The following is a 25,564-nucleotide window of genomic DNA, read 5'->3' on the forward strand; positions in this document are numbered from 1 at the left end:
TCAAAGTTGAAATATACCTGATCCCGACCAAGTAATGCCGATATCCCCGCCGTTCGGCGTGACCGGAAGCCCTGTGACGCCCGTGTCGATATAGGCGACCAGCCGCGACGTAGCCGACGAGCCAGTATCGATGTAAATCACCAGCGCCTCAACGGACGATCCCGAGACAGCGGTAAAGGTCACATCAGCCGCATCGAACACGCCGTTAGTGTAGGTCTTGGTGCCGAGCGTCTGAGCCGTGCCCACAACGCCCGAAAGGCTGCTCTGGAACTCATGTGCCGACGAATAGGTGTAGGTGCCCGTATCGACGAGCGCGACCTTGACCGTGCCGCCAAGCGAGGAGTTGGACGAAGCCTGGACAATGGCCTCTTTCCATTTCGGGTACAGCGCGTTTGCCATTATGCGTCTTCCTCAATTCCGTTGACGTTGAACGCGACGGCCCCCGATGCCGAGTAGCCGCGCAAGATATCTCCAGCCCGCACCGTGAAGCGCGCTGTCACTTTCGTTTCCCCTGACGCGAGAGCTGCATCGTAGATCAGGTATTGAGCGCCAGTGTCGGCAGCTCCGTTGATTGCGTGCGAAATCCGGATTGTTGTCGACGAGCTGCGGTTGCAGGCGATTACCTCGACGGTGCCCCTCTTCGCTGCCGTGTAGATGTCCGTCAGTGTCGTTGCGGCGGGTAGTGACTGCGCCAGCGCCCCCCATGTCTCGCTCACGCGACGAACCTCAACTTCGCGCGGCTAGGAACGGCTGCCAGTGCCTTGTTTTGCGCGTCCACTGCCTGCTTGACCTTGCGGGGCCAATCCTTGTTCGTGTACGTCTCTGGGATGGTCGGGAGGCTCATCGTGTACCTCCGCTTTCCAGTTCATATTCGAAGGCTCGGATATAGCTCCACTGGTGCGCGGCAGGGATCGACAGCCGCGTGGCGACATATTTCCCGCTCGCCCTCACTGGCATTATCCCGCTATCCCTTAGCGAGCCTGTCGTCCTCAAATTCTCCGCATCGCCAAGCCTTTGGCGGCAGTCGAGAATGCATGATGCTGCCGTCAAATCGCCCACAGGACGGAATGAACGAAGCCGCGAAACGCGATCCTTGGAGAACTCGACGAAGCCAAGGTTGATGCGTGCGGCAAGGGGCGGGCCCTCCAGCGTACCGATTTGCCCGTCCTGAACCGCGAACAAGCGCGGCGCTCCGCCAGAGAACCGAGGGTCATCGACCGTCAGTTCCGGATCGGCGTCAGTGTTCGTGATTCCCGTATTGTCGGTATCCGTCGACGAGGTGAAGCCCGAGAAGATGCCATCGACCCGATAAGCGGCCGTAGACCACTCCTGGAGCGTCCAATTATAGATCCACTCCTTGCCGGGGTTGCCGGGGAGGGCCCAGCTTACCAGCGTGCGGCGAGGATCAACCGCCGAATGAATGCGATGCCATTCATCTCGCGGCACTTGCGACTGAAAATCCCGGTCAACCTTCTCGTTGCCGATCGGGACCGGTAGTTGTCCGTCCTCGCATGCCATGAAGCCGCGATCCGACAGGAAGAACACCGAGCGCCCATGCTGGCAAACCGACCCCTTGGAGGCACAGCCGACATTCGGGGTGATCTCGTCGAACTGGAACGGTGCGTCCGCACTTCCTGTGCGCGACATGCGAACAAGCCTGCCACGCTGGAGAATAACGCCGAACTCGCCCCCCGCGAGCCCCATGATCTCGCCGCCCGTGAGCATGGGCTGGAATCCGCTCTGATTCTCGCCCGGCGTCCACTCGGTATGATCATTGTAGGCGGACCACTGAACGAGCAGGATATCCCCGTTCGCCTGCGTGCCCACGACATAATCGCCAACGACATTCACCGCGGCAAACGATGGCGCTCCAGTAAGATCGGCGGCGGTGCCGGCGTTCAGGTCAACCGCTTGCGTGTCACCCCCATTGGCGGCAATTACAAAGTCACCGAACTGGACAAACGACCAGCGGTTGGCGACCGTCAGACCGGTAAGCAGGTCAACCCATCCGCCCGCAGAGTAGCGCGAAAGCGTCTCGGTCGTGCCCGCGAGAAGATAGCTAGTCCCGGTTGTCGAAATGAACGCCCCGCCGCCATTGAAGGGCGCGGGCAGGGCGGTGGAGTTGCTCAGGAACGAACCGACTGGCCGATAGCCGTCTGCGGCTCGATAGACGTTTTCCGCTATGGTGATGACGCCGCTGTTGATGGATTGATCCGGCAGATACGCCGGGAGGTCGATCCTCACACCACGCCAATCATCGTCGGCTTCATCGGAGCGCCATTATTGCGGTAGCGCTCACTTTCCTCGACGATCTGGCCCAGAACGGTTTCGAACATGGTCCGGTAGCGTCCGATCTTGGTTGGATCCTCGATGAAGTCGGAAGCCTGCACGAGTGCGCCATAGAAATAGGCGTCCGGGTGAGATTGCAGAACCCAGTTGCTCGGAGACGATTCCGTCAGCGCAGGGATTTTTCTCTCATAAACCAGCGTGCCGTTCTGCGCCCCATTCGGGATAGGGGAGAACCAAAGCTGTTGGGCGATGACGGCGTAGGCATTCGGGTAGCCCGAGCATTTATTGCTCGCCACCACGGAAGGGGCTGCGAGGCTCAGCGGTTCACCGCCACCGACAGTAATGTGCCTTACCGCCTTGAAGTCGGTAGGGAGGGCAGCCGTCTGCCCGTTGACAGAAAACGCCGTTGTGGTCTCGCGTGCAGCGACGGGCAGAACTCGCTCCATTTCGCGCTCAGCAAGGTAGATAAAATCGGTGAGATCGCCGTCATCGAACGAGCGATCAAGACGCGCAGAGATCGAGTCCTTGAGCCCTGCCAATGTCTGAAACCGAACACTGTCTTCGGTCGAAATAACGATTGTCATAGCGACCTCACATCATGAAGTGATTGACGCGAAGGTATCGGTACTCGTTGCTGTTCAGCAGACGAACGACGCCCTGCTTGTGGTTCGGGTCCCACATGTTGATCCCGTATTTATCGAGCCACTCATATTGCACCTGAACCGGCACAGAGGCAGCAAGGCGCATTTCGTGCCCCATCCCTGTTCCCTCGATGCGCTTGTTATGGTCGATGACGGCCTTGGTCGTCGGCGCATCGATCTCGTCGATGAGATATTCCTGCCCGTCCGTGTCCACCCCGTAATATTGGCGAACGCCGTGGAGAGGATCAAAGTCGAGCAGGAACTTCTTCATTCGACGACGCCCGCGTCCTTGAGCGCTTTTGCCTGTTCGGCGGTCAGTTCGATCTCATCGCCTTCAAGGCATTTCTTGCCGTCCTTATCGAAGGCGATATTGCCCTCGGTGACGACGTAGCTTTTTGCGTTGGTCATTGTCTTCGCTCCTTATGCGATGATGCCGGCGGTGCGGAGCTTCGCCAGCAATGCGTTGAAGTCGGTCACCACGGCGCCGACCGTCGCAGCAACGGAATCAGCCTGTGTTGCGGCCTGCAACACGGTGCCGGGTCGTGCGGTCGTGGCACGACCGTTACGCTGGGATACTGGGGAACCAGCAGCCATCTCGTTTCTCCTCAAAGAAAAGGGGAGAGCCGAAGCCCTCCCCAATCAGTTAAGCCGCCTGAACGTCCGCGACGTTGGCGTTGCCCAGTTCGTTGGCGCACTTGAGCGTCCACTGCACCGCGAGCATCTTGCGATCGGCATGACCCGTTTTCGCAAGCGCGTCGGTGTTGAAGCGCTGCAAGTACAGAACGTCCCAAAGCGACGTATCGATGATCGAAACGTCGCGGCCCGTGGTGAAGCGTGACGGCGTGAACGAGATGTTTCCGAAGTCGGAGACATAAACGTCGGCGGCGCCGATGATCGTCGCAGCCTTGCTTCCGGGGGCATCCTTGCGGATATCAGCGATACCGGCAAACGACGAGGCCGTCTGCTTGAGCGTGCCGGACATCAGCGCCATCGTCGGCTCGCCGCCTTCGTTCCACGCGTCCTGGATACCATCCTTAAGAAGCGCTTCGGTGAAGTTGCGGAGGGTGCCGTTGGTGGCAGCGGCGTTGATATAGCCAGCGGTCGAACCCGAGAGGGTCGCGGCCGCACCACCAGCGCCACGCGATCCGTTGGTGCGGATAAACGCGACCATGCCGGCGGTTTCGCCCGCGGTGCCGTTGGCCAGAGGAACTGCGGCATAGTTGCCGCAGGCGCGCTTTTCCATGTCGCGCTTCAATTCCTTCGACTTCTTCAGCATCTGGTAGGCCATCTTGGTCTGACCGCCCGCCGACTTCACAGCCTGCGTGGTGGTCGAGATGCCGACGACCTTGTCCATGAGCTGGGTATAGTTGCCGAGACGCACGGCATCGCCGAGCGCATCGTTACCAGCGTCGTCGCCGTCGATGACCTTGTTGTCGGCATCGGCTGCGGCGAGCGTGTCCGTCAGCCATTCCTCATAGGTCTGGTTGGCGTTGTCGCTGCCAATGTTGGAGATGAAAGGGGTCTGCGTCGGCGCGATGTTGCTGATCGTGTCGTGCAGGCTTTCGCGAACAGCGACCTTACCGGCGCGCTGGAAGGTATTACTAGGTACAGACATTTCTTAAATTCCCAATGCTTCGAAGGCCGCAATTGCATCGGCGTCACTGCCGGTTTTGCGGAGCCTTGTGGTTGCGTCTGTGAGGGCACGGGTAGTGCGGCTGCCTTTCGGCTGGGCTGCACCCGGCTTGGCGGTCTTTGCATCGCGCACGCGCCGCATCTGCTTCGCCATGATGGCGTCGTATTTGTCGGCTTTCTCTTTCCAGCCCTGAGCGGACACCAGCGCCTTGAAGTCGGTCGCGTTGCCATCCCGAAGGAGGATTTCGCGATCGTAACCAAGCGCCTGCGCCGCTTCGAATGCTCGCCCGAAATAGCCGTCACGCGTCTCCTCGTTCGCGACCTCTGGGATGGCTAGAAGTTCCCGGTCACGCTGTTGGATGAATGCCTGGTCTATTTCCTGCGCAGCCTCCTCACCGAGCGCCGATACTTGCTGCACGATTTGATCGTGCTGAGCTTTCATGGCGTCGTACTGGGCTTTCTGCGCGATATATTCCCCCGGGTTCACCCGAGCCAGTTCAGGATCGGGTGTCTGCGGGGAAAAGTGGCCCGCGAACTGCGCGAGCTGTTCGGCGAATACCGCCTTCGCCTTACTGTGCGCCTCCGCTGCGTGAGCTTCCGCTGCACGCTGGGCATTGGCGGCTTTTGTGGTCGCATCCTGGACTTGCCCATTGCGGCGAGTTTCGCTGGCGGCCCATGCGCGCTGGGCTTCCGGGGGAAGCTGCGCGAATACCGCTTTCTCGTCCGCATTCAGGCTGACAGGGGCTTCGATGGCCGTTCCCGGTTCGTCGCCTTCCTGTTCGTCTCCGTCTGCTTCCTCGCCTTCGTCTAGCTCGGCCTCTGAGTCATCCTCGTCAGCATCGCCATCCTCAGGCAATTCTTCGTCCTCGTTTTCGAGGTAATCCGCAAAAGCCGCGACAGCGCCGTCATCCCCTTGGGATTCGGGCACGTCAACAGCTTCCGAACCTTCGTTCGGATGGGCCATGACATCACTCCATGATTATGCGCCGAAGCGCGGCTTAAAAATATTTCCCGACCTTGCGGATGCGAGCGAGATGCTCGTCCTGCTGGGCGGCTATGTCTCCGGCACCGATGACCGCGCCGACATGGCGATCCAGTTCGTCTACGAGCTTGGATGCAATCGAAAGCTTCCAGAGCCCGTCAGTGTCCCGCGCGCCCAATGCCGCTGCGCGTTCGAAATACGCACGTCGCAGATCAAGCAGCATGTCGCGAAGCCCGCCGTCCTCCTCGTAGAACGAGCGCCAACGGTCAGAGCGGGCCTTGGGGTCGATCACCACTCTTCATCCCGGCCAAAGCCAACGGGGTTAGGCGCGCGCCAAATAGCATTGCCATCGGCGTCCAATAGGCCAGTGTCGGTGGAGATATGCTCATCAACGGTGATCGCAGGCGCAAACCCGCCGCACTCATCTTCGAACAGATCATCACCGCACCATCCCTCCGCCCTCGGTCGCTTGCTGAAATACCGGCTCATTTATCCAGATCCCCACCGGGCCGGTTCTGGCTGATCTCGACGCGCGCTGCGGCGTCAGTCTCGGCCTTCTCGCGGGCCATTTGGGCCTCAAACATCATGCGGGCCCGGGCTTGATCCTGCTCAAACTGGAACTTCTCTGTTGCCAACTGCGCTTCAAACTCCGCCTCTTCACGGGCTAACTGTTGTTTTTGCGCCGCTTCCTCGCGTTGGATTTCCAACTTGACCGCGGACAATTGCTGCTCGCCCTCGATTTTCGCCTTCTGCGCGTCGGCCTGCATCTGGGCCTTCATCACCTCAGGATCGGGCTGCTCTTGTTCTGCTTGCGGGTTCGTGTCCGGGTCGTCGAAGAAGTCATCAGGCTGACCAATGCCCATATCACGAACGATGCCGGCGGCGCCGTTGAACAGCTTTTTCTTGCTAGCGAGGCCGATCATCGACGCCTCTTTCTGGACCTCCAGAAGCTGCATGCGCTGAGCGATGCGGTATTCCTTGCGGTTCGTGCCAAGGCCGGTGCGGATCACCATGTCGGGCTCGTCTGGCCATTGCGTTGGGTCCACGGTGGCATAGGCCCCGCCAACCTTCACGGTGAACGGCTCCCCAGCATCCTTGACCAGCCGATACTTACGCCAGAACATACGGCCGACGCACTCAGCGAAGTTGCGAGCAATGAACTCTTCGTACTGCTGGCCCTGGGCCTGCATCAGCGCCGTGCCGGTCGCCGTCTTGTTCAGCGTGTCGGCATCAAGACCCTGGTTCATCCGGGTAATCCCGGTGCGACTTTCTTTCTCTCCGCTCCAGAACTCCAGCACACCAAGCGACTGACCAATATCGAAGCCGTCATTGAGAGGCTGCGGCGCGGTGCCCTTACCGCGGACAGGGGCGCCGGGAATGATCGTGAGCAGGTCAGCGATCGTGTTTTCGGTCGTGCTCTCCTGTGGCAGCCAATATCGCGGCATATTGGTCAGATACATGCCGTTCATCAACTGGCGAGCAACGACCGAACGGATGCGCTGAATGTCCATCGCCTTTTCAGCGAGGCTGTCACCCACCATGCGATGAGGCCGGGGGAATGGGCAAAACACCGTGAACGGATGATCGGAGACGATCTCACTAGAAAGCAACTGATCGCCGACACGGAAGCATTTCAGAAGCTCCGCAACGCCATCACCATCCGCATCGATGCGGATATACTCCTCCCAAAGCTCCAGCTCTTGCATCGAAGCCTGTCGGGTGTCCGACCAGCCCCGGTCGTAATCCTCGTCGCGCTCCTGCGCGCGCCCATCGCTCCAGATCGTGTCATCGCCGGTCGAAAGCTCATAAACTGTGTCGACGTCGAAGCCCATCTCAACGAGATCGGAGCGGGTCTTACGGCAAACATGGGCTTGATAATCCGCCTTGTCCTCATGGCGAGCCCGAGCAGAGAACCGATACTCCTCGCTGGGGACCGTGTAGTCGTAGAAATATCGCCGCTTTATGGTCTGCTTGACGACGATGCGGAGCATGCCGTCTTCGCTGGGCGCGATGTCCGCATCCTCCGGGACCTCGCCGCGCTCCATCGCCGCGACAAGCTCCTCTTCGGTCGCGTTGAACACCTGTTCCTCAACAGCGTCCTCTTCGACCACGCAGGATTTCACGACGCCGATGATCTCGATCAAACCGGCCTTAAGCCAGTCGTGCAGCACTCGATAGCCGTCTTGGTGCTGCATGAATATCTGGTGGATCGATTCGGTCGCCTGATCGACAGCCTCCTCTTCCTCGGGACGCTTCGCTTGAAACTCGACGACGCGATCACCGGAAACGAACGTGCGGAGGACGCTGATCGTCATGTAGTCGCACGTCTCGGCGACGTCGGGCAGGACGATTTGAGACAGCCCTTCCACCTCGTCGCCGAATGGATCGCCGTCGTAATATTTCAAACACTGCTCCTGGCGCTCTGCCAGTGTAGTATCGTGAAACGTACAAGCGCTGTCCGCTTCGTTTTTGAGGGCGTTGACCAGTTCGTCTTCGGTCAGGGGCTCTGGCGTCATGCTACCCCTTTCATCAATCTAGACAGGTCAAGCGGTGCTTGCTGTTTTGGTTCTTCGTACACGCTGCACATGAGGCCGAAGGCGTCGGCGCTGTGGCTGTTTCCGTCATGGTTAGGGCCGAGCCCTACCTTGCGCTTCTCGTCGCGTTTTTCGTGGTAGGCGGCGATGGCCTTGAGCCCGCCGTCGCATTTCGTCTCGTCAATCCAGATGCGGGAGAAATGCTCTCGGACCTTCTCAACCCGCTGCATCGCAGCGCCACGGCCTTGGTTCGGGACCACCTCGACGTCGTAACCCGCATCCTCGAAAGACTTGCGGTATGACGTATCAATCGTCTTTTCCTGCTGCTCGCCATCATGGGGCAGCCAAATCTTTACGCGCCCCGGCTCGTATCCCTGCTTGCGCAGCCAGAGCAGATGGGCGCCGATCGTTTGCCCCTGTTGCTCGTAATGGTTCACGCACTTGATCGTCAGGCCGATGAACTGGGCGGCCCAGAACACAAAATTATCAGCCTTGGCCCCTGTGCCACCGATATCCGCAAACAGATGGATCACCATGTGCGGATCTTCGGGAACAGTCGTGATCCTGCCAGCCTCCCTCGCGGCGGTCAGGTGCGAGGTGAAGTACGCTCCCTCGAAATGAGTCTTGTAAGCGCCGCCCCAGATGTGCTCGTAACTGTGCGGCCGCTTTTCCTTGTCGCTCTTGCGCTCCGCCTCAAGCACGGAGGGAAACCATGGATTGTCGGTGAAGTTCAGTTCGACAATCTTGGCGCCATCGGGTGGGTCTTTGCGAAACCGCTGGTCGGTCGCGCTGTCCTCCACCTCGGGGTTCCACGTTACCCAAATCTCCGAGTCATCCTCGCGGACGGTCGGTATCAGCTTTTCCCAAGCCGTTTCCGTGATCGGATCCGCCTCATCAGCCCAGCACAAGAGAATGCGAGCTTTAGATTTGATGCTGTCCAGATGCCGGGACAACCCCACAAACACGAACTCGACCCGCTTGCAGGCGGTGCGAATATATGTGTCGCCAATATCGAAGTGCGGGAGCAGCCATTCCTCTGACCGTATCGCCGCCTTGATCTCTGCCATCGAACTGTCGTCGAGTGAGTTCATAAACTCACGGACGCAGAGGATGATTCCTTCCTTGCCAGCCTGTGCGCAGCGGTGCGCATGTATCGCCGCCATCTTGGCGAAGCTGCGCGTCTTTGCTGACCCACGCCCGCCGTAAGCTCCGCGGTATCGTGCAGGGCCAGTGAATACCGGTATCAGCTTCGGAGGAAGCTGGACGTCTACCCTCATCCGCTCACAAGGCGGATTTCGGTAATCGCCTTGATCGGGCCGCCGTCCTCATCACCAGAGAGAACCATGCTGGCCTTGCCGTACCCCCGGTCTAAAATCTCTTTCGCCGCTGCGACCTGTGCCGCTGCCGGGATGCCCTCGCCCCCTGCGAGAATGCTCACCAGCGCTTTCAGTGCGCCGTCTGTGTGCTGTCGCGCCAGTTCCTTGAGCGTCACGGTGACGTGATTAGGCGTGCCCTTAGTGCGGCCACCCCTGCGCTCCCCAGGCTTCGCGCCGCGGTTGCTGGACTTTACTACTTTTGTAATGGCGGTCATGGGGCCAATCCTCTCTTTCCGCTCCCAAAGGGTGGGCGGTTTCGGATCGTGAATTTTTCCCGCCGCGCAACAGATGCCGACCGCTTTACCAGTCTGAGCTATTACGATGCGTCGGATGAAGGCGGCGGGAGGGCGTGCAAGGGATCAACACGCCGGAAACGAAAAGGGCCAGCGCGAAGCCAGCCCCTGCTTGTGGCGCACTTCGCCACGTTGATACGAGAGTGCCGCTAACAGATTGGTTCGCAAAAATCAATCGGATAATTCATCGAGCACCTCAAGCGCCTTCACAAGCTGCGACCAGTCCGGTTGCCGCGGCTCCTTGGCGATGAGCCTGTCCAGCCAGTCGGGGCCGTAGTCGGGGTGAAAGTCGATGCACAAGCTGTCGAACGCCTTGCGATGCCCTCGGCCCATGCCGTCGATTTCGCGGATCGTGGCGTTCAACCATTTCTCGCGGGCCAGGCCGTTATCATCGTCGTTGGCTGGGCCCGTGCGCACCCCCAGCGTACAGGACAAGCCATACTGACCATATGCTGCCCAATAGGCGCGGTTGATGCTGCGGCCCGTCTGTAGGAGCCGCTGGCCATCCTCGCCCAGCAGGCCAGCCCTGTAGGCTCGGCCGATCGCGTCGCAGCCATCGGTCCCGAACTGAGCCCGCTTTGCCTGGGCTGCGTCCGTGCCGGCGTCGCGCCGATCCTCCGGCATTCGAACCTTGCGCTGTTTGCGCTTAGTGCCCCCCTTAGCCATTGCTTGATCCCCCGAAATTCATTGGATAATCGTCGTGTGCCCACATGCCCCAGCGAGCCGCGAGAAGGTCGGCCCAGTACCAGCGGTCAGGACGAAGACCGGCGACACGCAATCGCTGGTCTCGGCTGATCAGCGGGACGAGCACGAAACGAAAGATCAGGGCCTTCATTCCCCCTCCTTGGTATTGAGAGGACCGAAAACGCCGCCCTCAATGCACGCATAGATTTCATTCACGGTGCTGGTGATCGCTTCGACAGCGGTGGCGGCATCGGGATAGATGTCCCGCTGATCGGCGCACTCGCTGACCAAGCCACCGATGGCGTCATATAGCTTCCGTGGTACGGTCGGCGGGCGCGTGTTCCAGACCTTGATCGCGTTTTCGCGCAACATCTCTGGAGCGCCGGATGCGTGGCAGCCGCACTCGACCTGCCAGAACGAATGAACGCCGAGCAGGCTATTCGAGAGCATCAGAAATTCATCCGTGCCACAGAATGGACACGGCGCAAGTTCTCTCGCCATCGTCTCTAGCGGTCCTGTATCTTGTAGAGGAGGGGGGAGGGTTAGGTTGGGGGTGGTCATGGTTCGATGCTCCAAGCGATGATATCGAAAGCGTATTTCCGATTTGCCCAAGTCCACTTTGCTGCCGGGTGGGCCGTCTTGCTCGTCGTGCCGTCGCGGAACTTGACCTTGAGCAATGCGTCCCCGGTGCGGGGTGGCTTCCAGTTGGTGGGGTGCCATGTCACGGGACCCAGCTGTAGGTGGACGCATCGGCGTGCCATTCGAGCGTGACCTTGCCCATCTTGCCCGGAAGGCCCATGCGGACCTTGGGCACGCGGACATCGACAAGGTTGCTGCTCGTATCGGGGCGGTGGACGACGAGCCCGTAATCAGCCTTGTTCGCGAAGTTGGCGGAGCCTGCGAGGTCATAGAGGTTCGGAGCCTTAGGCGTGCCGTCGCCATGCGGCTTACGAGGGTGAGCGACCAGCCAGACAGCGCAATTGTAGAGGCGGGCGAAGCGCTTCAATTCGCGGATAGCGCGCCCCGTGTAATCCGTCTCGCTTTCGTCGCTACCGCGCTTGTGCTCGATTTCGTTCCAAGGGTCGATGACCAGGAGCCGGATTCCATCGCGGAGCACGGCCACCTTCGCCAGCTCGATCAGATATTCGAGCGTCATGTCGGTGTCTTCGTCGTCGCTGGTCTGTGCGATGACGCCGAACTTTTCGCGCAGGATTTCGTCGGCGCGGCCCGGTGAGCGCGCAACCTGGTCAAACTCGCCGCAGCCGTAGATCGCGGCACGCATCCGGCGCTGAAGGATGGGCTTTACCATCGTCTCGAACGACGCGAGCGCCATCGGGACGCCCTTACGGAGCAGGAGCCCCAGCATCACCATCAGGAGCGAGGTTTTGCCCTGACCAGCGTAGCCGGTTATGATCGTGAAGGTGCCCGGGGTGAGGGGGAATAGATCGTCCAGCCCCTCGATCCCGATTGGCAGCGACTGGATCGGCGGCGGTTCGGGGAAGTCGTCGAGCCGGTAGAGCCCCTTCACCGGATAGGGCTTCGCATGGATGATGAGATCCGATACCGCAGCATGGCCGTGCATCATGGCCACATCGTTCAGGTCCTTGCAGTCGTCGGGGTAGGTGACGAACTTGCACCGTTCAGGACCGAGCAGCCGAACCAAGTCCTCAGCGAGAACGCGCCCCGGCTCGTCATTGTCGGTGGCGATGATGAAGGTCTTTACCTGATCGATCGCCGACCGGTCGGAGTGGATATATTCATACCGGCGCTCATCAAACGGGTTGTCGGCGGAGGTGGCCGGCGCACCATTGGGCACCGACGTGACGAACCGGCAGCCCGCCGTCATCGCCACCAGCATGTCCCACTCGCCCTCCGTGATGATGACCGGCGCCCCCGCCAGAACTTCCGGGTCGGTCATGCAATCCCGGTTGCACAGGACGAGGGCCGCCCCCTGATCCATGCGATGGTCTTTCGCTTCGGTGCGACGGTACTTGTGGTTTATGACCTGCCCGTCGCGGCGATACGGGACCGCCAGCCACGGACCGGAGGCGCCGCGCTTCGTGGTGAGCCCGAACTTCTCGGCCAGCACCGGGTCGATCCGCCGCTTGTCCAGCCACTGCTTGTGTTCGTCTTGCATCATCGTTGAGCCCCGTCATTCCGCAATTGTGGCACCGAAACGCCAATCCACCGTCCACCTGAAAGACCGAAAGGCACCGGTCCCGTTTGTTCTTCCGACCGTGCGAACATTCCGGGCAGGTGAATTTCCCGGCACGCGTCGGATTGAAATCGCTCACCCCCAGAAGGCATCGACCTTGCCGTCGTTGCCCTCCTTCTGCCGGTGGATGAGCCGAGAAATGTATGAGACTGGATCCACCACCCGGTTGACCTGTGCTTCACCGATCGCCCGAGCCACAGCGGCCTTGTCGCCGCCGCAATCCTTGATCCACTTGCCGATCTGCTTGCCGGGGTCTTTCGAGTGCGGAGCGAGGTAAGCCTTGGCGTTCTCCCAAAAGAGCTTATCCGCATCGGGCGCAGCCCCTATTCCGTTAGGAATAGGTAACTCTGTCTCTGCTTCTGTATCTGGGGCCGTTTCTGAAACGTTTCCTTTTGTGCGATGTTTGCGAACGCGATCTGTGGAAACGTCTGATTTATATTGCCTTTTGTCCCACCCGTGAGGCCGATAACCAACCTCTAATGGGTCTATTAACGAGGCCTTTAAGAGGTCTTGAAGGCCCCTTAAGAGGTGGTCTAAGCGTCTCTTAAGCATGTGTTTCAGGTCATCGGCGGGCGGGATATGCCCGTCGTTTTCAGCTGCGACACAGAGCAATTCCACCCACAGGCGAAAGGTTTGGTCGGGCAGTTTAGCCACCTTGGGATGACGCATGGCGTCGGCGTAGAAGCGGAACCAGCGGGCGCTCATACAGACCTCGCGAACGCGGCCTGGAAGTCGCTGTGCACCTCCCTCAGAAGCGCATCATAATAGGTGTTTTCGAGAAGCAGCGGTTCGGCGTCGGCTGCTCTGCGAAGCGCGCAGAACACTTGGAAAGCCATCTCCGCCTTCCATTCATCTGCCGTAAGGCCGCGCGGTGGCGTTGCTGTCTTCATCATCCAACCTCCACCACGATCCGCGGCGGGATCTCGGGGTCGTGGAAATGGAACGACGGGAGGAACCGGCGATCGTTTACCGCCATCGCGTCGGCGATGCCGTCGAATATCGGCTTCATGCGAACAGGGAAGTTCACCCGGTCGCTAAGGCGATTGGGCGGGTAAAAATGGACGGCGATAGGGATATCCCCTGCAACAGGGGTCTTGACCCCCGCCGCCTTGGTCAAGACCCGCGCGAGCTGACGAAACTTCTTTGTCTCGTTCGCCTTGGTGCGCCAGTGGCCATTGGCATGGCCTGACAGAGTGGCCGGCGGGAAAGGCATCTCGATCGTCACCGCATTCCCTCCCGCATACGCTGGAGGCGCCAGTCTCGACGGGATTGGTATGTTCCGTCTGGGTTGCGGGGGTGGGTAGGGGCCTTGGGGAAGCGGAGCATCCGGAGGCGGAAGATGAGGCGGGCGATCATGCTTCACCTTTGAGGATGCGCGCGATCCGCTGGACCGTGGCGTTAGCGCCGGGGGTCACTTGCTCCAGTGCGCGGTCAATACGGGCTTCCTTGGCGGAAGCGAGGCTGGCTGCTCGGCTGTGGGCAGCGGCATTGTCAATCGACGTATCGAGCGCGTGCCTCCACAGGGCCTGCCAGTGCGCGGCGCTTTCGTAATCCCCTTGATCGTCAGACACCTTGCCCGCCGTGAGACAGGCACAGGCGAGGAATCCGATGATCCCGAACACAGGAGGGGCGATCAGGGCGAGCCAGATAGGAATCGTGACGGTCATGCCGCGGCCCTTTCGACATGGAAGCCGCGAGCCTCGATTTCGGCAATCAAGACGTCAGTATCCTCACGCAGCAGAGGGCGTGCCTTCACCGGCGCGAGAATGGGGCGGGGCGTCTCAAGGATTTCGATTGCGCGCGCGAAGTTGGGAACCCGGCGAACGTACCCGCGATATTCCAGAGCATCGATGAGGCGGTGAACGCCGGACTTAGCCTTTAGCCCGAGCGCATCGGCCATCTCCTGATAGGATGGGCAGACGCCATCGGCTGCCATGCGCTCCCCAATGAGATCGAGGCACTCGCGCTGCTTGGGGGTGAGGCCCATCATGCTGCACGCAGCGCAACGACCTTGCGGTCGAGCACGTCCTTTTCGCAGTCGGAAAGTTCGCGACCAGCGGGGCTGTCAGGATGGTGCGCCTGACCCTTGGTGCCCAAGAAGTCGCGGCAACGATCCTCGAAATCGTCGTGGTCAATGCCATCGGGAAGCCGGACGATTGCACGGCGCTCAGGGAGCAGCATCGAGAGCAGATCGTCAGGGATGACGCCGACCAGCGAGAATAGGCCAGCGATCGACATGACCGCCTCGCCGCGCACCCACGAACGGATCGTGTCTTGGCTGATGCCGGTATCGTAGTGGATTGCCTTGACGGTGATGCCCCGGCGCTCGGCCTCACGGAACATGTCTTGCTGCGCCCGTTTCTGGCGAGCGGAAATATCAATATCGCGCGGCAAGATTTTCCTCCTTGGTCTGAGCTATTTCAGGGAAATGATCAGTGTTCAGCCACGCGAATTGCCCGTAGGCGTCGAGCGCAGCTGCGTCGTAGGCGAGGGCTGCGTCTTCAGCCGTGCCGTAGACGCCAACCAGTTTGCCGCCGACCTTGGCGGCAAAACGACGCCTTTTGCGCGTCACTCCTTTGTAGGGCACAGCCTTCCCCGCAACGGGGCTGCGGTTCATGCAGTTTTGTGCGGGCGTGCAGACGCGAAGGTTGCAGCGTCGATTGTCGAGGGGGTCGCCATTAATGTGGTCAACCCATCCGTCAGCGGGAGTGACCCCCAGAATGTCTTGATAGATGTAAATGTTTCGGCGCTGGCCGCCAGAAGAGCCAACCTGTCGTGTGATCACCGTTCTGCGGGATTGGAACCCTGCTCGCCACGGCAGGTGGCTCAACCTCTCCCAGTCACCAATGTCAATGATGAGGATTGCTCGGCCGATGAGGATGCGCGCGCTCGGCTTATTGGCGAGATCGTGCGCGACATCGTGTTGGGCCTCGGGCGCAATCAGGCGATGACTGCCGAACGCGTCGTGAAGTTCGCCCCGAGAGCCTCCAGTGGACGGAGTAAGCTCTCGGGGCTCCAGCGCGCGAGAGGAAGAAACACGCGGGAAATTGGTGGGCTGGCATCCCCCGACCAGAGGGGAGCCAGCCCGGTCAACGCCGAGGGAAGTGGCGTTGGTGTGGTGTGTTTGATCCCCCCGAGGCATGGGCTAGGCAGCCAGCCCAGAGCGTTGTTCGAACTCGCTGCGCCAGAGGGCGAACGGCACCTTGCCGTTGGTTGCGGCTTCGATCGCTCGCGCCGTGTCAGCATCGGGGAAGCGCCCGCCACCGGCATATCGGGTGACCGCTACTTGCGTCTTGCCGATACTGTCCGCCAAATCAGCGTGGGTAACACCCTCCGCCAGAAATGCTCTCAAGGTGTCTGAATAGGTGCTCATGAACGAGCAATATACCGAAACGGTATGTCAACGCAATACCAATCTGGATATTCCGCTATTTTTCGCCAGCGGCGATATTATGCCGATGGGGTATTTGGACAAACTCTCCGAGATTCGGAAGCGTCGCGGCTTGACGCAATCGCAGCTCGCCGAGCGCATGGGCGTTGAGCAGCCGACCGTTCAGCGGTGGGAAAAGGGCAAGCGCGAGCCTGACCTTGGCCAACTCCAAGCCTTGGCCGGCGTCCTTGGTGTAACTGCTGCCGAACTGCTTGAAGGCGATATAGCTTCACCAGTCGGCCCCCGCCTGTTCGTCAAGGGAGAAGTCGCAGCGGGCGTGTGGCGCGCGGCAGTAGAGAACCCAGCCGACGAATGGGAAACGTTCTATGGGCGCGCCGACGTCACCGCCAACATTGAACATCGCTTCGGCTTGCGTGTCGTCGGTGACAGCATGGACGAAATATACCCGCCTGGCACCATCGTCGAATGCGTTTCCCTTTTCGGAAGAGCGGAAGCGGCTCCCGGAAAGCGCGTTGTTGTGATACGCACGAATGACATGGGGATGAGCGAAGCAACGGTAAAAGAGCTGGTTGAGCGAGAGGGGGAATTATGGCTGGTTCCGAGGTCGAACAATCCAGCCCACGCGCCGTTCCGGCTAAAGGGTCAGGATGGCGACATCGTGGAAACGCGCATCGCCGCCGTCGTCGTCTCATCGGTGCGACCGGAGTAGCAACGCTACTTCTTGCTCTGATGCCCACGAGCGCGAGCGCTGACCTGATCAGCACCGGCAACGCTTTTTTCGTGACCTGCGAAAAGAAGAGCGGCGACTTTTTTGGCGGAGTTTGTGTGGGCTACGTCATGGGCCTGTCGACCATGATAACGCCGAACCTCAACGCAACCGCGGCCGATTTTATGGCCCAGCGTAAGCTCGCCTATTGCACCCCAGACGGTGTCACAAATGGCCAATACTTAGACGTCGTGTTAGATTTTTTGCGCCGAAATCCGAAGCACCGCCACCAATATATGCCTTCAATATTCGTGGTAGCCATGAGCGAGGCCTTCCCCTGTAAAGATGGCACTTACGCTACCTTCCGCGACAACGGGTATCAGGTAAAGCCGGGGCCGCGACCGCAATAAATACCATAACGGTATTTTCCGTTTGACAGCATAATACCGTATCGGTATACCGGTTCCAGCAAACAAACGCTGGAGCCGAAGATGACCGCAGAGACAAGCACCCTAGAGAAGTTTGAAATCCGAAACCGCTTCTCGAATGCGGTGCAGGTCACGGCGGAAATCTCCGTCACCCCCGACATGAGCTGGAGCGTCAAGCTGGGCATGGCGATCAAGTGGGCGATCAAATCGCGTGCCAACCTGTCGGGTGCCTACCTGTCGGGTGCCAACCTGTCGCGTGCCTACCTGTCGGGTGCCGACCTGTCGGGTGCCTACCTGTCGGGTGCCAACCTGTCGGGTGCCGACCTGTCGGGTGCCAACCTGTCGGGTGCCAACCTGTCGGGTGCCGACCTGTCGGGTGCCGACCTGTCGGGTGCCTACCTGTCGGGTGCCGACCTGTCGGGTGCCTACCTGTCGGGTGCCTACCTGTCGCGTGCCAAAGATGCGGACCTCGCTATCGCTCGGACCCGCATCTTGCCCGAAGGTGCGCTGATCGGCTGGAAGAAGTGCCGCGACAGCGTAATCGTGAAGCTGCGCATTCCCGAGGACGCCCCGCGCTCGCACGCCTATGGCCGCAAATGCCGCGCCCAGTTCGCTGAGGTTCTGGAAATATTCGGCGCCGATGAGGCCCGCTCGCAGCATGACCGTGATTTTGTCTATCGCACAGGTGAGCGCGTCGAGGCGCCTAACTGGTCGGCCGATTGGGAAGAGGAATGCTCTGGCGGCGTCCACTTCTTCATCACCCGCGCCGAAGCGGAGGCCTACTGACATGACCGCCGTACCCACCCAAGCAGACTTCGCAGCGACCGCTCGCCAGATCGAGCAGGACCGCGCGGCAGCCCTTGCCCCGTTCTACGCTGCCAAGGCTAAGCGTGCTGAAACCCGCCTCAACGAAGCGAAGGCAAAGACCGCTGGCCTCAACGACGAGCAGCGCGTCCGCCTTGCTATCTTCGTTCTGGATCGTGTCGACCGCATCTCTGACGACCTTCGTGTCGAAGCAGAGAGTGTGTTGGCTGATATTCTGTCGGGAGTGCGTCATGACTGAGGCCGCAAACCCGCCCGCATTTCCGAACACCGGAAACACGAATTGGAACCTCAAGCCCGCAGAGGGCATGACCCTTCGCGACTGGTTCGCTGGTCAGGTTCTGGCGTGGCCTCACAACGGGGAACTCACGCCCGACGATGCGGCGGTCTGCGCGTACGATTATGCGGATGCCATGATCGCTCGACGGGGGGCGGGGAAGTGAACGGCGCTGCGTTCATGCCGTTTTTCGTCGTGCATCTCTGGCTTGCGCTGGACGCAGTTGAAGACGGTCGCAGCGGCACTGTCATGCTGCACACCTCTCTGTCGGCGCTGGCATTTTTCTTCACCTGCTACTTCGGAGGAGCGTTCAAATGATCCGCTCGCACCCACTGCCAGCCGCCGACATGCCTCTTGCAGATCGCCAGAGCCTTGGATGGGCAATCTTCGCTGACGTCCTCTGCGGACTTAACGAGCCGGAGCCGACTGTCCTGTCTTGGCCGTGCCAGACGTGTGGCGACCACGAAATCAAATGCACCTGCACTTTGGAGAATTACGATGGCTGATTGGCAAGTCGGTGATCTGGCGCTGTGTGTCGTTGGCGGCTTCGTCACCGTTCCTGGTCGGGTCTACACGGTCAGCAAGCTAGCTGTAGGGAAAAACGGATTGGTTCTTCAACTAGCGGAATTTGAGCACCTTGAGCGACATCGCCTTCGGAAATCACTTGCTGCCCGCTTCCGCAAAGTCACCCCTCCGCCTGCTGACGAGTTCGACCGCGAAACCATCGCGCTGATGAACCGCGCTCCCGCAAAGGAGCCGTCCAATGCGTAAAGCATACTCCCACCACCTCCGCTTACTCCCTCCTGCTGAGCATATCCAGAGGGAGCTACCTCTTCACGGGGCTACAATACCGTCGTGGATCTACCCGGCGACTGTGGCCTTTGCTTTCTTGGCTGTTGTTGTCTGGGCTGGCTCATGATGGCGATGCCTACGGCATGGAAGCGTCTGCCGCTTTCCCCTTATCGCTCTTACGAGGTATCGGATGACGGTCGCATTCGCCGCGATGGCCGCGAGCTTAAAGGTTACGTTGACCGGTATGGCTACCGCACCGTGCTTCTGTCCTATGCGGGTTTGTCGAAGCGCTACTCGGTTAGCCGCCTCGTCTGCCTGACTTTCCACGGCCCATCCACGGGTAGCCATGAGGCCGCTCATCTAGATGGCGACAAGGGCAACAACGCCGCCGCGAACCTAGCATGGGCCACGCATCGCGAGAACAATGAACACAAGCGCCTTCACGGTACCCATCAGGCTGGCTCTAGGCACCCGAGGGCGAAGCTGTCCGATCAGGACGTCGCAGCCATTCGCGAGGCGCCTGGAAGCTGCGCTGAAATCGGGAAACGCTTCGGCATCAACAAATCTCATGTTTCGCGCATCAAATCAGGAGCGCGCTGGAATGGATAAATTGAGCACCATCGCTGCCAGTCCTTCGGACCTCAGCCCCTCCGGGTCTTCGCAGAGTGGCATCGCTAACGCGGGCGACTGGATCATCTTCAAGGGCGACCGGTCCGACGCCGTCTCGGTCGAGATGAAACAGGCAATCAAGGTCAGCCCTTCGATTATCAAATTCGAAGGCGGCTACCCGCGCCAGTGCCATATTCTGTCTGTTGTCGCAGCCTTCACCGACAAGGCTGCTGCTGAGCGCCTCCGCGACAGCATCAACGGCGTTGCAGGCGAGTTCCGCCGACTGCGCCGGGTGATCGAGGACGAACGGTCCGAGAAAATCACAAAGGCTCTTGAGAAAGCTCATCGACAGATTGAGCGCATCGTGGCCGCCGCCCAACCCAAGGAGATTAACCCATGAACGCACCCGCAAAGGCGGCGACGACACTCGCGAGCGCGATGGCAGCCGCATTCGGTGAAATCGAAGCTGCCACGAAGACCAATGAAAATGCCGCGTTCAAGCAGGGCGGGCGGGCGAGCAAATATGCCGACATTTCGTCTGTCATTGCCGCGATCAAGCCCGCACTGATCAAGCACGACCTGTTCTTTATGCAGCCGTGCGAGCCGTCAGCCGATGGCGTCACCGTCCGCACGACGTTGCATCACTCGTCGGGCGAGGCGCTCGACCTTGGTAGCCTGTTCGTCCCGGCCAACAAGCGCGACGCCCAAGGGTTCGGCTCGGCGCTGACCTATGCCCGCCGCTATGCTCTGGTGTCGGCGTTCGGTGTCCCGACCGAAGATGACGACGGCAATGCAGCGGCTGCCAGCTACGGCCGCGCGGAGCCGCATGCGAACCAAGAGCCCCAGCGACAAACGGGCCGCAAGCTCGACGGCAAATACACCAGCATCACCGGCTTGGAGGCCGCAATCCGCGCCTTCGCAACCGAGATGGGCAAGGTGGCCGACATGAACGAATGGTATGTGCTGAAAAACGCGCACGCCGACCTCCTAGCGCAAGCTGAGCGCGACCATCCCGATTGGTGGAACGGTTGGGCCGGTCAGCCCGACGGCTTCACGCCGCTTAGCCGGCGCATCGAACTTCTCGAAACTCAACTGGAGCCCGTATAATGCTGAACCGCTGTGAATTTATCGGCAATCTCGCCGCCGACCCTGAGGTCAAATCGTTCCAGAACGGCGACAAGGTTGCGAATATCCGCCTCGGCGTCTCCGAGCGATGGAAGGACAAACAGACCGGCGAAAAAAAGGAACGCACCGAATGGGTGAGCGCGGTTCTCCGCGGCGGCCTCGTCGGCGTTGTCGAGCAATACACCCGCAAGGGCAGCAAGCTCTTCATCGCCGGAAAGATGGCGACCCGCAAATGGCAGGACCGCGACGGCAACGACAAATATACGACCGAGATCTACGTCAACGAACTGGTCTTGCTCGACAGCAAGGGCGCCGGTGAATCTGACAACAGACACCGCAACCAAAACGGCATGGGCACAGACCATGACCTGTCAGACGAAATTCCGTTCTGATGTCGCTGCCGCCCCGCCTCTCCCGCAAGTCGGGCAAGGCCGACAAAGGTAAGCGCTCTCCCGGCCATCGGGCTTGGGTAAGAGGACACGCCTGTTCGGCTTGTGGCGAAACGGCGGGGATTGAATGCGCCCACGTCCGCGAAGGAACGGACGGCGGCATGGGCATGAAGCCGTCAGATCGCTGGTGCGTGAGTTTGTGTCGGGATTGTCATTCCGAGCAGCACCGGATCGGCGAAGGCCCTTTCGAGCGCAAGCACGGAATCAGCCTCAAGACGCTCGCCGCGGCATTTTTCAAGGCCAGCCCGCACCGCCATAAGCTGGAGGTCGAACATGCATAAGATCACCCTCATCAGCGGCGAGCAACGAACACGCGCCCAAAGCCTCATCGCCCGTGCGCCTGACGGCTACGTCGTGACCCTCGCAGAGCCCAAGCGCACGGCCGAGCAGAACGACCGCATGTGGGCCATGCTCACCGATATCAGCCACCAGAAGCCGATGGGCCGGATGCACACGCCAGACGACTGGAAGGCCATCTTTATGAACGCCTGCGGCTGGGAATGTCAGTTCCTGGAGGGGTTGGACGGACGCCCGTTCCCCCAAGGTTTCCGGTCTTCGCAGATGACCAAGAAGCAGATGACTTCGATGATCGACTTCATGCTCGCGTTTGGCGCTGAACATCAAATTCGCTGGTCGGAACCACAACCGATCGCCGCCTAGTTTTCTCAAGGGAGACGCGGGTCTAGCCCAACAAGCGCCGCGCAATTTACGATGTTTTTGAAACCCGGAACCATCATGTTTCGCAAGACCCATGAAGCGGAGATCGCAGAATACGCTGCCGGCCTGAAACGCGCCAACGAGGCCCGAGATAACTGGCGGGATTCGTCGAAGGAGTGGGAAGCCAAGTTCAAACTCGCCGCCACCGACCTCGCAAAGCAGGTGGAGGAGATTGCGAAACTCACCGACGAGCGCGACGAGGCGCTGGCAGGACCGTGGCCGAAATGGGCCGCCGATCTGCTCGCCATCATCCGCGAATACACCGGCCCGTGCCCCGAGGATGGCTGGGAAGGCGTCGACCTGCCCGAAGAGATGCGCGTCTGGCTGGAAGGCTATCGCGATGAAATGCAACGCACGGGCAATGTGGCACCTGTTCCGCAATCCGAGTGGGAGGCCCTGAAAGCCGACGCCCAGAAATGGCGCAACTCCCTTAAACGGTCTCGCGACCGCAAGGCGGCGAAGAACCGGGGAGGCGGGAAGTGACTGGCAAAACGCAGGCGCTGTTGCCGGTGACGCCCGAATTGCTGCCGTGTCCGTTTTGCGGCGGGCCAGCCGAGCTACGGCAGGACGTGAATTACCAAACAGGAGAGCCGCTGAATGCCGCATGGTTCGCGATCTGCTCGCCCTGTGACTTGATCCGCGACCAAGCTTGGTCAGTGCCGCGCGACACGGCCATCGAACAATGGAACACCCGCGCCGCTCTCACCCCTTCGGCGCTGTCCGACCTTCAACGGCTAGGGCAGGAATATGACGGGGCTTCGGCGCTATCCGGAGATGCGGGAGAGGGGGAGGCGTGATGATCTTGACATATCGCTATCGGCTTCTCCCGACCCGCGCCCAGCATGGTCGTCTGCGTGCAGCACTGGAACATAGCCGCCAGCTCTACAATGCCGCTCTTGAGGAGCGCATCGATTGCTACCGCAAGACCGGCAAGGGCCGGACCTATTTCGACCAGACCGCGGCGCTTACCCAGCTTCGGCAGGATGGCACGCCCTATACCTGGGGCATGGAGTCTGCGCCGCTGAAAGCTCTAGACCTCGCATATAAGGCCTTCTTTAAGCGAGGCGGCTTCCCGCGTTTCAAAGGGCGAGATTGGTTCAAGACCATCGCCTTTGCGGACGCGAAGGGCTGGGCAATTGATGGCGGCAAGTTCCGTGCGAAGGGCATTGGCAAGATTCGCCTTCACATGCACCGCACGCTCCCCGGGAAGCCGAAGATCGCTCGCATCAAGCGCGAGGGGCGGCACTGGTATGTTTCTCTCGTCGTGGAAGTGGAATGCGCCGCGGCGAACGATCGCCCGCCCGTTGGCATTGACGCCGGCCTAAACACGCTAGCCGCGCTGTCCACGGGCGAGATGATCGACAATGCCCGCCCGTACCTTCGAGCTATGCGGAAGTTGCGCGTCAAGCAGCGCGCTTTGGCTCGATGCAAGCGAGGGTCGAAGCGGCGCGGCAAGGTGAAGTCAGCGCTTGCGGCTGCCCACCTCAAAATTCGTCGTACCCGCGACACGCATCTCCATCAGGTTTCCGCCAGCATCGCCAACCGCTTCGGCATGATCGCCGTAGAGGCGCTGAATGTTAAAGGTCTGGCGGCAAGCAATCTCGCTCGCAGCGTCAACGACGCGAGTTGGACAAAGCTATTCAACTTCCTGCGCTACAAGGCCGAGAGAGCCGGTGGACGCTTCGTGGAGGTTGACCCTCGTTACACCTCGCAGACGTGCCCGGAGTGCGGCGCGATTGAGCCCAAGGCCCTGTCGCAACGCGAGCATCGGTGCCCCTGCGGCTGTGTCGAGGATAGAGACGTAGCAGCGGCGAAAGTCGTCCTGCTGCGCGCGGTCGTGCAAGATCGCGGGGAAGCTAACGTGGCCGGTTGCGGCGAGCGTATTCCCGGAAAGGTGGCGGCATGACCGGCACATTGCATTATCAAGGAGCCGGTGAACCATGATCGTCAAGATTCAGCGGCCGATCATGTCGACGGAGGACGAGCCGGCGGCCCTCGTCTACAACCGAGATCGCTCGCTCTATGCCAGTATGCCCGTAACGCCGGCCATCGCCGACCTGTTCAAGGACGGCTCGCTGAAGGTCTATCACCGGGCGAGTCTGCGCGGAACCGAATTGCACATCGGCCGCCGAGTGAAGGAGCCAAATTGGTGACCAGTCACACCGACCGTATTTTTAAAGCCACCCGCCGCGAAGGTTATTCCACCCAGTGGCAGAAGGAACGCGCTCGCGGTCCTATCCTTCCTATGTTGCCTGAACCCCGTAGGGGGTGGTGGACGACCGATTACGGGCGTCCGGGCGGGCTGCTGGCCTACGGCCTCAACCGCCTTCGGCGTTTTCGCGGAGCAGCATCCCTGACGCGGAGGACCGGATGACGGCCCCGGCGCGCTTCAAGCAATCGGATCTGCAACGGGCGATGAAGGCTGCGAAGTGCGCCGGCTTCGATCACCCGCGCGTCATCTTGCGCCCTAATGGGGAAATCGAGATTATCTGCGGAAACACCGAGCCCGCCAACGACCGAGAAAAGATCAAGCTGGTATGACCCGCCGCAAATGGCTCCCCGACAACGTGACCGAGTATCGCGACCGGCACAAGAAGAAGCGCTATCGGTTTCGCAAGACCGGACTGCCGACTTACCATTTCAAGAGTGAGCCTGGGACGCCTGAGTTCATGGGGGAATATCTTCTGGCGAAGGCGGCTGAGAAGCCCGCGCCGGAACCGCGGTTCGCCGCCGGTACGGTCGATGCGGTTATAGCCGCGCTCTACCGCACGCCGCGATGGAAGGCGCAGAAGCCGAGCAGCAAGGCGACATATCGCGGTATCCTTGAGCGCTTCCGCACTGGCAACGGCCATCACCAGATCGTCGACATCACCACCGAGGTCATCGACGAGAAACTGGCAGGCATGGAATCGACGCCAGCGGCTGCAAACAATCTGCGTAAGGCGCTCAGCCGCCTATTCAAACAGGCTATCAAGATGAACTTGATGAGCCATAACCCCGTCGCCTTCACCGACGCTTACAAGCAGAAAGGGGAGGGGTTTCACGCTTGGACCGAGGAAGAGATAGAGCAGTACGAGAAGAAATGGCCCATCGGCACGCGCGAGCGGCTGGCAATGGGCTTGCTTCTGCATACCGCGCTCCGCCGGTCGGACATGGTGAAAGTCGGGCCTGACAATCGGGTCGGCGACCGGCTCGACCTGGAGCACGGCAAAAACGACGCCGAAACTTCGATCCCGATAAACGCTGAGCTGGAAGCGATCATCGCCCCGTTTGCCGATACGACCGGCACCTATCTGCAAACCAAGTGGGGCAAGCCCTACACGGCCAACGGATTCGGCAACTGGTTCGCCGAGAAGGTCGAGGAAGCGGGCTTGCCGAAAACATGCCGAGCGCACGGTCTGCGTAAAGCCATGTCGCGTCGCCTAGCCGAGTCCGGAGCGACCAATCAGCAGGGCAGGGCAGTCACCGGACACAAGTCGGATCGCGTGTTTTCGCACTACGCCTCGTCGGCGAATAAACGCACGATGGCAGACGAAGCATTGGCGAACGTATCTAAGCGGTTCGCCAAACCTCAGGCTAAGGACGGCCAAAATGCGTAACAT

The 25,564-nt window shown here is 60.4% G+C and carries 45 protein-coding genes and 1 pseudogene; 19 read left to right on the plus strand and 27 right to left on the minus strand.

Features of this window, described 5'->3' with window-relative positions:
• From SC1_RS09520 to SC1_RS09630, 27 genes and pseudogenes are all read right to left on the minus strand, one after another.
• Positions 1 to 399, minus strand: a complete 399-nt coding sequence (locus SC1_RS09520) for a hypothetical protein (protein WP_062180593.1) — start codon at positions 397 to 399, stop codon at positions 1 to 3.
• On the minus strand, positions 399 to 716 hold the full coding sequence (locus tag SC1_RS09525; RefSeq protein ID WP_062180596.1) for a hypothetical protein: 318 nt from the start codon (positions 714 to 716) through the stop codon (positions 399 to 401). Before SC1_RS09525 ends, SC1_RS09520 begins: the two co-directional genes overlap by 1 nt.
• A 124-nt stretch (positions 717 to 840) precedes the next feature.
• Positions 841 to 2,244 (minus strand): hypothetical protein, encoded by a 1,404-nt coding sequence (locus SC1_RS09530; protein WP_062180599.1) that lies wholly within the window; start codon positions 2,242 to 2,244, stop codon positions 841 to 843.
• Positions 2,241 to 2,873: a hypothetical protein gene (locus tag SC1_RS09535; protein WP_062180602.1), complete on the minus strand. Its 633-nt coding sequence runs from the start codon at positions 2,871 to 2,873 to the stop codon at positions 2,241 to 2,243. The genes SC1_RS09530 and SC1_RS09535 overlap by 4 nt, the downstream gene beginning before the upstream one ends.
• A gap of 7 nt (positions 2,874 to 2,880) precedes the next feature.
• Positions 2,881 to 3,201, minus strand: a complete 321-nt coding sequence (locus SC1_RS09540; protein ID WP_062180604.1) for a hypothetical protein — start codon at positions 3,199 to 3,201, stop codon at positions 2,881 to 2,883.
• Positions 3,198 to 3,338, minus strand: coding sequence for a hypothetical protein (locus tag SC1_RS22180; protein WP_193749143.1), 141 nt, complete (start codon positions 3,336 to 3,338; stop codon positions 3,198 to 3,200). The genes SC1_RS09540 and SC1_RS22180 overlap by 4 nt, the downstream gene beginning before the upstream one ends.
• A 12-nt stretch (positions 3,339 to 3,350) precedes the next feature.
• Positions 3,351 to 3,524, minus strand: coding sequence for a head fiber protein (locus SC1_RS21835; protein ID WP_152682350.1), 174 nt, complete (start codon positions 3,522 to 3,524; stop codon positions 3,351 to 3,353).
• Positions 3,525 to 3,573: 49 nt separating this feature from the next.
• On the minus strand, positions 3,574 to 4,545 hold the full coding sequence (locus SC1_RS09545) for a DUF5309 family protein (protein ID WP_062180607.1): 972 nt from the start codon (positions 4,543 to 4,545) through the stop codon (positions 3,574 to 3,576).
• A gap of 3 nt (positions 4,546 to 4,548) precedes the next feature.
• Positions 4,549 to 5,526, minus strand: coding sequence for a hypothetical protein (locus tag SC1_RS22185; protein ID WP_062180610.1), 978 nt, complete (start codon positions 5,524 to 5,526; stop codon positions 4,549 to 4,551).
• A 34-nt stretch (positions 5,527 to 5,560) separates the two neighbouring features.
• On the minus strand, positions 5,561 to 5,836 hold the full coding sequence (locus tag SC1_RS09555) for a hypothetical protein (protein ID WP_152682352.1): 276 nt from the start codon (positions 5,834 to 5,836) through the stop codon (positions 5,561 to 5,563).
• Entirely contained in the window at positions 5,833 to 6,033 is a 201-nt protein-coding gene (locus SC1_RS22190) for a hypothetical protein (protein ID WP_062180616.1), read from the minus strand. The genes SC1_RS09555 and SC1_RS22190 overlap by 4 nt, the downstream gene beginning before the upstream one ends.
• On the minus strand, positions 6,030 to 8,060 hold the full coding sequence (locus SC1_RS09565) for a hypothetical protein (protein WP_062180619.1): 2,031 nt from the start codon (positions 8,058 to 8,060) through the stop codon (positions 6,030 to 6,032). Before SC1_RS09565 ends, SC1_RS22190 begins: the two co-directional genes overlap by 4 nt.
• Positions 8,057 to 9,355: a PBSX family phage terminase large subunit gene (locus SC1_RS09570; RefSeq protein WP_062180621.1), complete on the minus strand. Its 1,299-nt coding sequence runs from the start codon at positions 9,353 to 9,355 to the stop codon at positions 8,057 to 8,059. The genes SC1_RS09565 and SC1_RS09570 overlap by 4 nt, the downstream gene beginning before the upstream one ends.
• Entirely contained in the window at positions 9,352 to 9,669 is a 318-nt protein-coding gene (locus tag SC1_RS09575; RefSeq protein WP_062180624.1) for a hypothetical protein, read from the minus strand. Before SC1_RS09575 ends, SC1_RS09570 begins: the two co-directional genes overlap by 4 nt.
• A gap of 249 nt (positions 9,670 to 9,918) precedes the next feature.
• Positions 9,919 to 10,413, minus strand: a complete 495-nt coding sequence (locus SC1_RS09580) for a hypothetical protein (RefSeq protein ID WP_062180627.1) — start codon at positions 10,411 to 10,413, stop codon at positions 9,919 to 9,921.
• A complete protein-coding gene (locus SC1_RS22195; protein WP_193749144.1) occupies positions 10,406 to 10,582 on the minus strand; it encodes a hypothetical protein in 177 nt (58 codons plus the stop codon). Before SC1_RS22195 ends, SC1_RS09580 begins: the two co-directional genes overlap by 8 nt.
• Positions 10,579 to 11,253, minus strand: coding sequence for a Lar family restriction alleviation protein (locus SC1_RS22640; RefSeq protein ID WP_083435773.1), 675 nt, complete (start codon positions 11,251 to 11,253; stop codon positions 10,579 to 10,581). The genes SC1_RS22195 and SC1_RS22640 overlap by 4 nt, the downstream gene beginning before the upstream one ends.
• On the minus strand, positions 11,153 to 12,568 hold the full coding sequence (locus SC1_RS09590; RefSeq protein ID WP_238586640.1) for an AAA family ATPase: 1,416 nt from the start codon (positions 12,566 to 12,568) through the stop codon (positions 11,153 to 11,155). The genes SC1_RS22640 and SC1_RS09590 overlap by 101 nt, the downstream gene beginning before the upstream one ends.
• A gap of 153 nt (positions 12,569 to 12,721) precedes the next feature.
• On the minus strand, positions 12,722 to 13,351 hold the full coding sequence (locus SC1_RS09595) for a hypothetical protein (protein WP_062180635.1): 630 nt from the start codon (positions 13,349 to 13,351) through the stop codon (positions 12,722 to 12,724).
• On the minus strand, positions 13,348 to 13,539 hold the full coding sequence (locus SC1_RS09600) for a hypothetical protein (RefSeq protein WP_062180638.1): 192 nt from the start codon (positions 13,537 to 13,539) through the stop codon (positions 13,348 to 13,350). Before SC1_RS09600 ends, SC1_RS09595 begins: the two co-directional genes overlap by 4 nt.
• Entirely contained in the window at positions 13,536 to 13,871 is a 336-nt protein-coding gene (locus SC1_RS09605; protein WP_238586641.1) for a hypothetical protein, read from the minus strand. Before SC1_RS09605 ends, SC1_RS09600 begins: the two co-directional genes overlap by 4 nt.
• Before the next feature lie 127 nt (positions 13,872 to 13,998).
• Positions 13,999 to 14,313 carry a hypothetical protein gene (locus SC1_RS09610; RefSeq protein ID WP_062180641.1) on the minus strand — a complete coding sequence of 105 codons (315 nt, stop codon included), beginning with the start codon at positions 14,311 to 14,313 and terminating at the stop codon, positions 13,999 to 14,001.
• Complete coding sequence (locus SC1_RS09615; protein ID WP_062180644.1) at positions 14,310 to 14,636, minus strand: LexA family transcriptional regulator; 327 nt, start codon at positions 14,634 to 14,636, stop codon at positions 14,310 to 14,312. Before SC1_RS09615 ends, SC1_RS09610 begins: the two co-directional genes overlap by 4 nt.
• The gene (locus SC1_RS09620) at positions 14,633 to 15,040 is read right to left on the minus strand and encodes a hypothetical protein (protein WP_152682354.1); all 408 of its coding nucleotides are present in this window, start codon (positions 15,038 to 15,040) and stop codon (positions 14,633 to 14,635) included. The genes SC1_RS09615 and SC1_RS09620 overlap by 4 nt, the downstream gene beginning before the upstream one ends.
• Entirely contained in the window at positions 15,024 to 15,263 is a 240-nt protein-coding gene (locus SC1_RS22420; RefSeq protein WP_062180650.1) for a hypothetical protein, read from the minus strand. Before SC1_RS22420 ends, SC1_RS09620 begins: the two co-directional genes overlap by 17 nt.
• A 15-nt stretch (positions 15,264 to 15,278) precedes the next feature.
• A pseudogene (locus SC1_RS22645) lies at positions 15,279 to 15,788 on the minus strand (HNH endonuclease); the annotation flags it as partial.
• A 3-nt stretch (positions 15,789 to 15,791) separates the two neighbouring features.
• Positions 15,792 to 16,019 carry a helix-turn-helix domain-containing protein gene (locus SC1_RS09630; RefSeq protein ID WP_238586642.1) on the minus strand — a complete coding sequence of 76 codons (228 nt, stop codon included), beginning with the start codon at positions 16,017 to 16,019 and terminating at the stop codon, positions 15,792 to 15,794.
• Here SC1_RS09630 and SC1_RS09635 point away from each other — a divergent pair.
• From SC1_RS09635 to SC1_RS09710, 19 genes are all read left to right on the plus strand, one after another.
• Positions 16,018 to 16,746: an XRE family transcriptional regulator gene (locus SC1_RS09635; protein WP_238586643.1), complete on the plus strand. Its 729-nt coding sequence runs from the start codon at positions 16,018 to 16,020 to the stop codon at positions 16,744 to 16,746. The genes SC1_RS09630 and SC1_RS09635 overlap by 2 nt on opposite strands.
• Positions 16,747 to 16,766: 20 nt before the next feature.
• On the plus strand, positions 16,767 to 17,153 hold the full coding sequence (locus SC1_RS09640; RefSeq protein ID WP_062180656.1) for a Rap1a/Tai family immunity protein: 387 nt from the start codon (positions 16,767 to 16,769) through the stop codon (positions 17,151 to 17,153).
• Between the two features lie 81 nt (positions 17,154 to 17,234).
• A complete protein-coding gene (locus tag SC1_RS22550; RefSeq protein ID WP_062180659.1) occupies positions 17,235 to 17,957 on the plus strand; it encodes a pentapeptide repeat-containing protein in 723 nt (240 codons plus the stop codon).
• Between the two features lies 1 nt (position 17,958).
• Positions 17,959 to 18,234, plus strand: a complete 276-nt coding sequence (locus SC1_RS09650; protein WP_062180661.1) for a hypothetical protein — start codon at positions 17,959 to 17,961, stop codon at positions 18,232 to 18,234.
• Positions 18,227 to 18,436, plus strand: coding sequence for a hypothetical protein (locus SC1_RS09655; RefSeq protein ID WP_062180664.1), 210 nt, complete (start codon positions 18,227 to 18,229; stop codon positions 18,434 to 18,436). Before SC1_RS09650 ends, SC1_RS09655 begins: the two co-directional genes overlap by 8 nt.
• A gap of 14 nt (positions 18,437 to 18,450) precedes the next feature.
• The gene (locus tag SC1_RS22205; protein ID WP_193749146.1) at positions 18,451 to 18,588 is read left to right on the plus strand and encodes a hypothetical protein; all 138 of its coding nucleotides are present in this window, start codon (positions 18,451 to 18,453) and stop codon (positions 18,586 to 18,588) included.
• 180 nt (positions 18,589 to 18,768) lie between these two features.
• Positions 18,769 to 19,041, plus strand: a complete 273-nt coding sequence (locus tag SC1_RS09660) for a hypothetical protein (protein ID WP_062180667.1) — start codon at positions 18,769 to 18,771, stop codon at positions 19,039 to 19,041.
• Positions 19,042 to 19,188: 147 nt separating this feature from the next.
• A complete protein-coding gene (locus SC1_RS21570; RefSeq protein ID WP_238586644.1) occupies positions 19,189 to 19,671 on the plus strand; it encodes an HNH endonuclease in 483 nt (160 codons plus the stop codon).
• Positions 19,664 to 20,071, plus strand: a complete 408-nt coding sequence (locus SC1_RS09665) for a hypothetical protein (protein ID WP_152682355.1) — start codon at positions 19,664 to 19,666, stop codon at positions 20,069 to 20,071. Before SC1_RS21570 ends, SC1_RS09665 begins: the two co-directional genes overlap by 8 nt.
• A complete protein-coding gene (locus SC1_RS09670; protein ID WP_062180672.1) occupies positions 20,068 to 20,778 on the plus strand; it encodes an ERF family protein in 711 nt (236 codons plus the stop codon). Before SC1_RS09665 ends, SC1_RS09670 begins: the two co-directional genes overlap by 4 nt.
• A complete protein-coding gene (locus SC1_RS09675; RefSeq protein WP_062180675.1) occupies positions 20,778 to 21,188 on the plus strand; it encodes a single-stranded DNA-binding protein in 411 nt (136 codons plus the stop codon). Before SC1_RS09670 ends, SC1_RS09675 begins: the two co-directional genes overlap by 1 nt.
• The gene (locus SC1_RS21575) at positions 21,188 to 21,526 is read left to right on the plus strand and encodes a DUF968 domain-containing protein (RefSeq protein ID WP_083435777.1); all 339 of its coding nucleotides are present in this window, start codon (positions 21,188 to 21,190) and stop codon (positions 21,524 to 21,526) included. The genes SC1_RS09675 and SC1_RS21575 overlap by 1 nt, the downstream gene beginning before the upstream one ends.
• Positions 21,519 to 21,905: a recombination protein NinB gene (locus SC1_RS09685; RefSeq protein WP_062180680.1), complete on the plus strand. Its 387-nt coding sequence runs from the start codon at positions 21,519 to 21,521 to the stop codon at positions 21,903 to 21,905. The genes SC1_RS21575 and SC1_RS09685 overlap by 8 nt, the downstream gene beginning before the upstream one ends.
• 75 nt (positions 21,906 to 21,980) lie before the next feature.
• Positions 21,981 to 22,445 carry a hypothetical protein gene (locus SC1_RS09690; RefSeq protein ID WP_152682356.1) on the plus strand — a complete coding sequence of 155 codons (465 nt, stop codon included), beginning with the start codon at positions 21,981 to 21,983 and terminating at the stop codon, positions 22,443 to 22,445.
• Complete coding sequence (locus tag SC1_RS09695) at positions 22,442 to 22,759, plus strand: Lar family restriction alleviation protein (RefSeq protein WP_062180686.1); 318 nt, start codon at positions 22,442 to 22,444, stop codon at positions 22,757 to 22,759. Before SC1_RS09690 ends, SC1_RS09695 begins: the two co-directional genes overlap by 4 nt.
• Positions 22,759 to 23,868 (plus strand): RNA-guided endonuclease TnpB family protein, encoded by a 1,110-nt coding sequence (locus SC1_RS09700; RefSeq protein ID WP_062180689.1) that lies wholly within the window; start codon positions 22,759 to 22,761, stop codon positions 23,866 to 23,868. The genes SC1_RS09695 and SC1_RS09700 overlap by 1 nt, the downstream gene beginning before the upstream one ends.
• Before the next feature lie 34 nt (positions 23,869 to 23,902).
• Positions 23,903 to 24,115, plus strand: coding sequence for a hypothetical protein (locus SC1_RS09705; RefSeq protein ID WP_062180692.1), 213 nt, complete (start codon positions 23,903 to 23,905; stop codon positions 24,113 to 24,115).
• 217 nt (positions 24,116 to 24,332) lie between these two features.
• Positions 24,333 to 24,503 (plus strand): hypothetical protein, encoded by a 171-nt coding sequence (locus tag SC1_RS22210; protein WP_193749147.1) that lies wholly within the window; start codon positions 24,333 to 24,335, stop codon positions 24,501 to 24,503.
• Positions 24,500 to 25,561, plus strand: coding sequence for a tyrosine-type recombinase/integrase (locus SC1_RS09710; protein ID WP_062180694.1), 1,062 nt, complete (start codon positions 24,500 to 24,502; stop codon positions 25,559 to 25,561). The genes SC1_RS22210 and SC1_RS09710 overlap by 4 nt, the downstream gene beginning before the upstream one ends.
• Positions 25,562 to 25,564: the final 3 nt, after the last annotated feature.

The sequence above is a fragment of the Sphingopyxis sp. C-1 genome, assembly GCF_001047015.1.
In the GTDB taxonomy this organism is placed as follows: Bacteria; Pseudomonadota; Alphaproteobacteria; order Sphingomonadales; family Sphingomonadaceae; genus Sphingopyxis.